The sequence below is a fragment of the Halanaerobium sp. genome (genome assembly GCF_003070835.1).
This window is the reverse complement of record NZ_QBLR01000200.1, coordinates 1-6,178: the sequence shown is the minus strand read 5'-3', so window position 1 is coordinate 6,178 and position 6,178 is coordinate 1. Positions and strand designations below refer to the sequence as shown.

The 6,178-nt window shown below is 34.8% G+C and carries 6 protein-coding genes, 1 pseudogene and 1 other annotated feature; all 7 genes and pseudogenes read left to right on the top strand.

The window, feature by feature from the left end:
* Positions 1–297 (top strand): alanine racemase (locus tag CI949_RS15245; protein WP_290767827.1); only part of this gene is annotated, 297 nt, incomplete at its 5' end.
* Positions 298–314: 17 nt separating this feature from the next.
* Complete coding sequence (locus CI949_RS15240) at positions 315–587, top strand: YggT family protein (RefSeq protein WP_133530249.1); 273 nt, start codon at positions 315–317, stop codon at positions 585–587.
* Between the two features lie 11 nt (positions 588–598).
* Positions 599–1,387 carry an RNA-binding protein gene (locus CI949_RS15235; protein WP_290767823.1) on the top strand — a complete coding sequence of 263 codons (789 nt, stop codon included), beginning with the start codon at positions 599–601 and terminating at the stop codon, positions 1,385–1,387.
* A 20-nt stretch (positions 1,388–1,407) separates the two neighbouring features.
* A complete protein-coding gene (locus CI949_RS15230; RefSeq protein WP_133530247.1) occupies positions 1,408–1,938 on the top strand; it encodes a DivIVA domain-containing protein in 531 nt (176 codons plus the stop codon).
* Between the two features lie 100 nt (positions 1,939–2,038).
* Positions 2,039–2,275 (top strand) — a binding site (T-box leader).
* A gap of 56 nt (positions 2,276–2,331) precedes the next feature.
* Positions 2,332–5,118: an isoleucine--tRNA ligase gene (gene ileS, locus CI949_RS15225; RefSeq protein ID WP_290767819.1), complete on the top strand. Its 2,787-nt coding sequence runs from the start codon at positions 2,332–2,334 to the stop codon at positions 5,116–5,118.
* Between the two features lie 139 nt (positions 5,119–5,257).
* Entirely contained in the window at positions 5,258–5,938 is a 681-nt protein-coding gene (locus CI949_RS15220; RefSeq protein WP_133530245.1) for a response regulator transcription factor, read from the top strand.
* A pseudogene (locus CI949_RS15215) lies at positions 5,931–6,178 on the top strand (hypothetical protein); the annotation flags it as partial. The gene CI949_RS15220 and the pseudogene CI949_RS15215, both read left to right, overlap by 8 nt.

Sequence of the window (6,178 nt, the reverse complement as noted above, 5' to 3'; positions counted from 1 at the left end):
GATGAAAACAAGTTTGGAATAACCCCTGATAAAGCTGAGGAATTTTTGCAGAAAATAAATAATTTTGATTATCTAAAAATTGAAGGATTAATGACTGTTCTGCCTTATTTAGATGATTCAGAAGAACTCCGTTCATATTTTAAGGAGATGAAAAAATTATTTGATCAACTTTCAAAAGATGTAATTCCTTTAAGTGAACTATCAATGGGGATGACTAATGATTATCAAATTGCTGTGGAAGAAGGAGCAACTATTGTTCGTGTCGGAACAGCAATTTTTGGAGAAAGAGAATATTAGAATCTGGAGGAAGAATAATGTTTATTTTAGCAAGAACAATTAGTGCTATTTTTGAAATTTTAAATTTATTGATCATAGGCCGGGTAATTATTTCCTGGGTCAGGCCAAATCCTAGTGATATGCGCTGGAGAAAAATAATTAAGTTTATTTATGATGTGACTGAACCAATTTTGGGGCCAATTAGAGACCTTTTGCCCAGAGGTGGAATTTTAGGTATCGATATTTCACCGTTAATTGCTCTTTTTGCGCTTTCAATAATTAGAAACTTTTTAATTAATATTGTAATTTAAGGTGGGGGCTTATGTTTGACGAAGAAAAGTTATTAAATCATTTATATAGAGAAGAAGATAGAATGCTAGGATCACATATTTTAGATAAGTGTGAACAGGTTTTAAAATATCATAAAACTCAAGCAACAGATTTTCTCAATCCCTATCAGATTGAAATTGCAGTACCTTTGATTGAACAGATTGCTGAAATTAATTGCAAAAAAGAGGGAGGCTATCCTGGAGCTGAAAGAAAAAGGCTGGTTATTTTTCCAGAGTATCTTTTTCCAGATTTAGTAGAAAAGCAGATAAAAATCTATCAGCTTGATGGTAATTTTGCTTTTCAAAAATTGACGCACAGAGATTTTCTGGGAGCTTTAATGGGTTTAGGTCTCAAACGAAAAATGATTGGTGATATTCTTGTTCATTCAGATTTTGCCCAGATTATTACTGCAGCTGAAATTGAAGATATTATTGAGCTGAAACTTGATAAGGTGCACCAGGTACCTGTAGAAGTCAAAGAAATTGATGAATCAGAAATTGTTCAACCTGTACAGCATGAAAAAGAAATTTTAACTACAGTTGCTTCGATGCGGCTGGATTCAGTAGCCAGTTCTGGTTTTGGAGATTCTCGCAGTAAGATGTCAAGGGATATCGAAAGTCAAAAAGTTAAATTGAACTGGAAAATAGAAACAGATCCGGCAGCAGAAGTTGAGATTGGAGATTTAATTTCTGTTCGGGGCAGGGGTAGAGTAAAAGTTGAGGAAAATAGAGGTATTTCAAATAAAGGAAGAATTAAATTAACTTTAAAAAGATTAACTTGATTTAAATAAGGAGGGATATTTTGAAATTAAATCCACTCGATATATATAATAAAGAATTTAAAAAGTCGACATTTGGTTACAACACTACTCAAGTCGATGAATTTTTGGATGACGTGGGGGTTGCCTATGAAAGGCTGCTTAAAGATCTGAATAATCTTCAGGAAGAAAATAGGGATCTCAGAGAAAAAATAGAGAATTATGAAGATATGGAAGATAAACTTCAGAATACACTTGATTCAATGCAGGGTACTATTTCCGAAAGAGTTGAGCAGGCTGATAATGAAGCCCGAATGATTATTAAAGAAGCACGAATGAAGGCGGAAAAGATTAAAGATAATGCACGTGATCAGGTAGCTTCTGAAAAAAGAAAGCTTGAACAGCTCAGAGAACAGCGAAATTTCTTTAAAATTCGCTTCCAAACCCTACTTGAAAGTCATCTGGAGATGCTGAATGAGGAAGCTGAAGAATCTTTAAGAGGAGATTTTGATGATTCTGATTTTGAAGTAGAAGGAATGGAAGAAAATAATACTGATTTTGAAGAAAATCTTTAGATTTTTACCAAATTGAGTTTAATTTTAACTTAAGAAGCCACAATTTGAACTTGACTTATTAGAATTGATAGTTTATAATTGAGAAAAATGTCATATGAATAAAATGATTGTGAAAGGGATAGTATCAATTTTTAATAGTTTACAGCGAACCGGAAATGGTGGAAGCCGGGAAACAAAAAAATTGAGAAAATCACCCTGGAATCGGTATATGAATGGAGTAGTATACCCGTATTTCTGCGTTAAGGATTACTGAGATAAAATTAGTTATTTAAAGCTGTTTTAATTTAGTGGCTTACTAGTTTTAATTAGGGTGGTACCGCGGTCTCTCGTCCCTTACAGGACAGGAGGCTTTTTTTATTTTTAATATATTTTTACAGGAGGTTATATAAGTAGATGGGTTATAAAGAAACTATTAATTTACCAAATACAGATTTCCCAATGCGGGCTAATCTGAGTGAAAGAGAAGTTGATTTTCAGGAATTGTGGCGTGAAAATAAAGTTTATGAGAAAGCAGTAGAAAACAGAGAGGGTAACGAATCTTTTATTCTGCATGATGGCCCTCCATATGCAAATGGAGATATCCATATTGGTCATGCTTTAAATAAAATTTTAAAGGATTTTGTAACCAGATTTGCAACTTTAAGAGGTTATTATTCTCCCTATGTTCCCGGCTGGGATACCCATGGTCTGCCGATTGAGCATCAGGTTACAAGTGAGATGAGTGATGAAGAGCGGGCAGAACTTTCTATCTCTGAGTTAAGAGAAAAATGCACCAATTATGCGCTAAAATATGTTGACCGTCAGCGGGAACAGTTTAAGCGTCTCGGTGTCTGGGGTGAATGGGATAATCCATATCTAACCCTGAATAAAGAATATGAGGTAAAACAGATAGAAGTCTTTGGTGAAATGGCAAAAAAAGATCTTTTCTACCGCGGTAAAAAACCAGTGCACTGGTGTCCACACTGTGAGACAGCTCTGGCTGAAGCTGAGGTTGAATATGGTGAAGATAGAGCCCCCTCTATTTTTGTTAAATTTCCAATGATTGATGAAGTAGAAGTCGGTGGGGTTAAGCTGAGCAGTGAAGACAGCTATATAGTTATTTGGACTACTACTCCCTGGACTATTCCATCAAATATGGCAATTGCCTTCCATCCAGATTATCCTTATGTTGTTGTTGAAGCTGAGGGAGAAAAACTGGTAATGGCTAAAGAGCTTGTAGATTCAGTAATGTCTCAATCTGGAATTGATGAATATCAAATTATTAGTGAAGAATTCAGCGGTAAAGAGCTGGAAAATAAAAGAGCTCAACATCCAATAGTTGACCGCGAATCACTGCTGATTCTGGGAGACCATGTTACTTTAGAACAGGGTTCAGGCTGTGTGCATACTGCTCCCGGTCACGGTCATGATGACTTTGTAGTTGGTCAGGAATATGATTTAGATGTCTATGCCCCAATGGATAATAAAGGTTATTTTACAGAAGAAGCTGGTGATTTTGCCGGCAAACATTATGATGAAGCAAATATTATGGTAACTGATAAATTAAAAGAAAAGAACTTACTGATGAATCTTGATTTTATAGATCACCAGTATCCTCACTGCTGGCGCTGTAAGGGTAATCTAATCTTTAGAGCAACTGATCAGTGGTTTGCATCTATTGATGCAATTAAAGAGGAAGCTCTGCAGGCTATTGCGGATGTAGATTGGTATCCGGCCTGGGGTGAAGAAAGAATGAGCAATATGATTTCTGAACGCTCTGATTGGTGTATTTCCCGTCAGAAAAAATGGGGTGTGCCTATTCCCATTTTCTACTGTGAAGACTGTGGAGAAGCTATAATCAATGATGATACTTTAGATTCTGTCAAAGCAATTTTTGCAGAAGAAGGTTCTGCTGCCTGGTATGAAAAGGATGCAGTTGATTTACTGCCTGAGGGATACAGCTGTCCTCACTGTGAAGCTCAGAACTTCTCTAAGGAAGAAGACATCATGGATGTCTGGTTTGATTCAGGTTCCAGTCATAAAGCTGTTTTAGAAACAAGAGATAATTTATCCTGGCCGGCTCAGGTATATCTTGAGGGTACAGATCAGTACCGCGGCTGGTTTAACTCTTCCTTACTTACCGCTGTGGCAACCGAAGGTAGAGCTCCATATAATGAAGTTATTACCAATGGTTTTACAGTAGATAAAAAAGGAAATAAGATGTCTAAATCTCAGGGAAATGTAGTTTCCCCTCATAAAGTTATAGATCAGTATGGTGCTGATATTTTAAGACTGTGGGTTGCTTCTTCTGATTTTAAAAATGATATTAAAGTATCAGATAATATCTTAAAGCAAAATTCTGAAGCTTACAGAAGAATTAGAAATACCTACCGCTTTATTCTGGGTAATATCAGTGATTTTGATAGTGACGAAAATTATGTTGAATATGAAGACCGCAGAGAATTAGACCGTTGGATTATGATTCGTTTACAGGATCTGATTAAAAAGGTAACCTCTGCTTTTGAAAACTATGAATATCATAGAGTTTATCATGATGTTCATAATTTCTGTACAGTTGAGATGAGCTCACTTTATATGGATATTACTAAAGACCGTCTGTACACAGATGGCACTGATTCCTTAAGCAGACGCTCTACTCAGAGCACCCTTTATGATATAATGATGGGTCTGGTTGTTATTTTAGCACCTGTACTTCCTCATACCTCAGAAGAAGTATGGCAGTTCTTACCAGAAAAGATGAGAGCTGAGGAAAGTGTATTTTTAACTGACTGGCCGGAAATAAAGGAAAGCTATTATGACCAGGAATTAATTGATAAATGGGATAAACTGCTGGCTTTAAGAAAAGATGTTTCTAAAGCTCTTGAAATTGCCAGATCTGAAAAGAAAATAGGAAATTCTTTAGAAGCAATGGTTGAATTAAACGGAGTTAATGAGGAGCAGCAGCAGTTATTAGAGGCTGAAATAGATCAGCTTGCTGATTTATTTATAGTTTCTCAGGCTGAACTAAACGAGCAGCTGACTGCAGAAGATGCACATCAGGGTGAAGAGAGTTCAGTTCTAGTAAAAGTGAGTGAAGCAAGAGGAGAAAAGTGTGACCGCTGCTGGAAGTATGATGAGACAGTTGGCGAAATTGAAGATCACGAAGACATATGTCAAAGATGTGCAGATGTAATTAGCTGAGAATTAGAATTAAATAATTAGTGTATATTCATTTAAAAGCAGCCCCAAATAACCGGGGCTGCTTTTTTTAATCATTTTTTAATAATCCACTGCTATACTCATTGAATAGAAAATCATTAACATAGAGGAAGTGCTATAGATGAATATTCTTATTGTTGAAGATGAAAAGGATTTGGCAGCAATAATAAAGAAAAGACTGGAAAGAGAAAACTTTACAGCGGACACTGCCTATGATGGAGAAAAAGCAATTGACAAAACAATTGTTAATCAATATGATTTAATAATTTTAGATATAATGATACCTAAAAAAAGTGGACTGGAAGTATTATCTGAATTAAGAGAATGGAAAGACACCACACCTGTACTTATTTTAACGGCAAGAGATAATTTAGAGGATAAAGTTAAAGGATTAAATATGGGAGCTGATGATTACTTAACCAAACCATTTGCATTTGAAGAACTAATTGCAAGAATAAAAACAATTTTTAGGAGAGGAGTTAAAGAACACAGCAATATATTAGAAAATGGAGATTTAGTTTTAAATACTGTTAACTATACTGCTGAAAGAGCAAATAAAGAAGTTGAACTTACCAGTAAAGAATATGCTCTTTTAGAATATTTGATGAGAAACAGAGGTAATATTTTAAGTAGATCTCAAATTGAAGAACATGTATGGGGATATATGAGTGGAAATAATACCAATATTGTTGATGTTTATATTAGGTTTTTAAGAAAGAAAATTGATGATCAGCATCAGGTAAAGCTTATAGAGACCGTAAGGGGACGGGGATATCGAATGAAGGTTATTAAGGATGACTAAAAAATTTAATTATAAAAAACTTCCTTTAAAAGTCAATTTGACAATCTGGTATATGATAATACTTTTCCTTGTTTTAATTTTCTTTAGCTCAACTCTTTATATTTATTTGGAAAGACAATTAAAAGACGAAGTGCATAGTATATTAGAATTAGAGATGCAGAATATTAAATCAGAAGCTAAAAATTCTGTCCAAAATAATAAAGAACTTTTAAATACAAGTGTAAATAACCAAAATATAAG

What these genes read in the sequence shown, in the direction of transcription:
- CI949_RS15240 (WP_133530249.1), top strand. Translation starts at nt 315, where the DNA reads ATGTTTATTTTAGCAAGAACAATTAGTGCTATTTTTGAAATTTTAAAT.
- ileS (WP_290767819.1), top strand. Translation starts at nt 2,332, where the DNA reads ATGGGTTATAAAGAAACTATTAATTTACCAAATACAGATTTCCCAATG.
- CI949_RS15220 (WP_133530245.1), top strand. Translation starts at nt 5,258, where the DNA reads ATGAATATTCTTATTGTTGAAGATGAAAAGGATTTGGCAGCAATAATA.
- CI949_RS15235 (WP_290767823.1), top strand. Translation starts at nt 599, where the DNA reads ATGTTTGACGAAGAAAAGTTATTAAATCATTTATATAGAGAAGAAGAT.